At 67.3% G+C, this 2,663-nt stretch carries 3 protein-coding genes; 2 read left to right on the forward strand and 1 reads right to left on the reverse strand.

Annotation, left to right across the window (positions count from 1 at the left end):
- Positions 1 to 66 precede the first annotated feature (66 nt).
- Positions 67 to 426, forward strand: coding sequence for a hypothetical protein (locus AC1D1G_RS44125; protein ID WP_477956817.1), 360 nt, complete (start codon positions 67 to 69; stop codon positions 424 to 426).
- Between the two features lie 46 nt (positions 427 to 472).
- The gene (locus AC1D1G_RS44130) at positions 473 to 859 is read left to right on the forward strand and encodes a hypothetical protein (RefSeq protein WP_477956815.1); all 387 of its coding nucleotides are present in this window, start codon (positions 473 to 475) and stop codon (positions 857 to 859) included.
- Between the two features lie 1,573 nt (positions 860 to 2,432).
- Here AC1D1G_RS44130 and AC1D1G_RS44135 read toward each other — a convergent pair.
- Positions 2,433 to 2,663, reverse strand: a 231-nt coding sequence (locus tag AC1D1G_RS44135) for a hypothetical protein (protein WP_477956816.1), incomplete at its 5' end; no start/stop codon positions are given.

The following is a 2,663-nucleotide window of genomic DNA, read 5'->3' on the forward strand; positions in this document are numbered from 1 at the left end:
CTGAACCACCCGAACGTCGTCGCCGTCCACGACAGCGGCGACGACCACGGTGCCCCGTACATCGTGATGGAACGCCTGCCCGGACGGACCCTGCTCGACGACCTCCTCGCCGGCCCGCTCCCCGCACCGCGAGCGCGGACCATTCTCACCCAAACCCTCGACGCCCTCGGTGCCGCACACGCGGCGGGAATCCTGCACCGGGGACACGATCATGTCGCTGGCTCACGCGATCGTCAACGGTCAATACGAACCGCTCGCCGCGGTGCGCCCCGACCTCGATCCGACGCTGATCGCCGTGATCGAGCGCGCCCTCAGCCGCGACCCCCAGCAGCGGTTCGCCAGCGCGGCGCAGATGCGTGCGGCCCTCACGAATCCGCGCAAGATTCCCCCAACCCGGGTGTTCACCCCCGTCCCGGTCGCCGCTGATCCCCCGCCTCCACCCGCACAGCCGCGACGGTCACCCGGTACCGGGGTGATCATCGCCGCGGTCGCGGCAGTACTGGTGGCTATCGCGCTGCTGGCACTGGCCGTCGCGTCGCAGGACGAGGGCAGCACCATAGGGTCGACCTCGGTCCTGTCGCCGTCCGCTCCCACCCCGAGCAGCAGCCTCGCCCCGGCAGCGCCGCCGCCGGCCACGATGATCAGCACGGAACCGATCGCCCCGGCACCGGACATTGTCGCGCCGGACGACACCGCACCGGGCGGAGGCGCGGGCACCGGCGGCGGGAACGGCAACCAGGGCGGCGGCAACCGAGGCAACGGCCAGGGCGGTCCGGGCAACGGGAACCAGGGAAACGGCAACGGAAACGGCAACGGGGGCAACAACGGTGGCGGCCGCGGCAACGGCGGCGGGAACTGAACGGACCGCCCACGCACTTGCCTCCACCACGAGGAATGGACATCGCCGCTTGCTGGGGCGTCAGAATGGAAGATGAAACCTCATCGCACCCAAGGTGACGCCTGGCCTGACCCTGGCCACCGAATGGCACCGACGCTCGGGATCCACACGCTCATAGGCGATTCCCTCACGGTCGTCGTGCTGACGTATCCTCACCCGTCCCCCGGACATCGACCAACCCCCGTTTTCGGGCACACCGTTCCACCATCGACGAGCACAAAGGGTGGGTCGTCGAGTCTCGTCGATTTTCTACATCGGGCGGCACTCCACCCGGACCCGCCGGACGCCCTCGGCGCATCTCACCAGTGGCCGAGATTGCCTTGCCAGAGTGCCACGAGGATGTACAGCGCAACAGCCAGTGGATAGTACAGATTGCTCATCAACGATCACCTTCACGAGGGGCCTCTCGACATTCCCTTGCCCCACCCAGATCGGGTACCCGCGTCGATGCGGCGGTACGCCTGCCACGCCGCTCACCTCACTGGTCAATCCCGCCGCCGCATCGGCGGCTTCCTTCCCACGTCCGAGTAGAGGTACCGCGTGCAGCGAAGGACGGCGGTGGGCTCGGTCCGGGTTGGGGCGCACGTGAGCTGGGCGTATTGGGTGGCACACCGAGCGTCGAGGTGCGCCGCATGGCAAACGACCGACACAGAGGTAACGATGAACAGACCGCTGAGCGGCCCGGGACGCGATGAGGACCCGCGGCGCATAGAGCCTAGGGTCGACGAGTGCCCTGTCGACGACCAGCCTGTCGCTGTCGAGGAACGGGTGGTCACCAGGCGGGCGCGCACCAGCGCGGCCGCGGCCTTCGCGCTCGCCTTCGGGGTGGCCGCGTCGTGTGTGTGCTGATTGTGATCCTGTCCCCGGTCGGGCTGCTGGGCATCATAGGGTTGATCCTCGGAGTGATCGGCCGGCGGGCTGCCGCCAGGTGGGGATCACCGGCAAGGGGGTGGCGGTCGTCGGCCTGGTGCTGAGCGCGCTGGCGATCGTCATCTCGATCGCCTTGCCGCAGGGGTGGTCACCGTCCTCAGCAACGACAGCGCCGTCGACCGGATCGAGCAGGAAGTGGACAAGATGCGCGACAATCTCTCCGACAACGTCGAGGTCCCTCAGCCCTGTTACCGCCCACCACATCGTGAACCGAGTACCGACTCGAGCAGTCCACCGAGGAGTGAGGACTCATCTGCCCTCGATCCCCTTGTTATCCGAACGCGCGTCGGCAGCGGTCGATCATGTCATCGGCACGGCGCCGGAAATCGGTCACGTCCGCGCCCTCGAGTAGCTCACCGAGGACGTCGAGTTCGGTGAGCCACCAGCCCTTCTCTTCGATGCCGCCCTCCCGGCTGGGGCAACAGTGGCTGAACTGCAGAACCGACCGCGAGCGACCGTCGCCGGTGATGTCTCACCGCAGCACGATTGCCCCGCTCGCATACTCGAGCGGACTGGGCGCCTGAAGACGGCACGCCATGTCCCCTGTCTGCGCACGCGGGATGCAGCAGGCGGAGCACCCGCCACACCTCGTCGCGCTCGTGGTTCAAACGGCGCTCGAGATAGCCGACAGTGCCCACTTTCGGTGACGGTAGGGATAGATGGATTCCCGGCTTACCCACAACATCAAGAGACGAATCGACATCGACTCAGCGGCGGGGTGGATCATCCACGAGTGCTTAGAGCGCCGAACCAACGGTGACATCCGCAATTGTTGAGAGGAGAATGAAACAGACCAGTCGGACTCTGTTCCGGCGTTGTTGCGCGCGGCGGGAGC

The sequence above is a fragment of the Rhodococcus sp. P3_B8 genome (genome assembly GCF_056402775.1).

Excerpts from the sequence above, each read along its gene's own strand:
- AC1D1G_RS44125 (WP_477956817.1), top strand. The coding sequence starts at position 67 with ATGGAACGCCTGCCCGGACGGACCCTGCTCGACGACCTCCTCGCCGGC.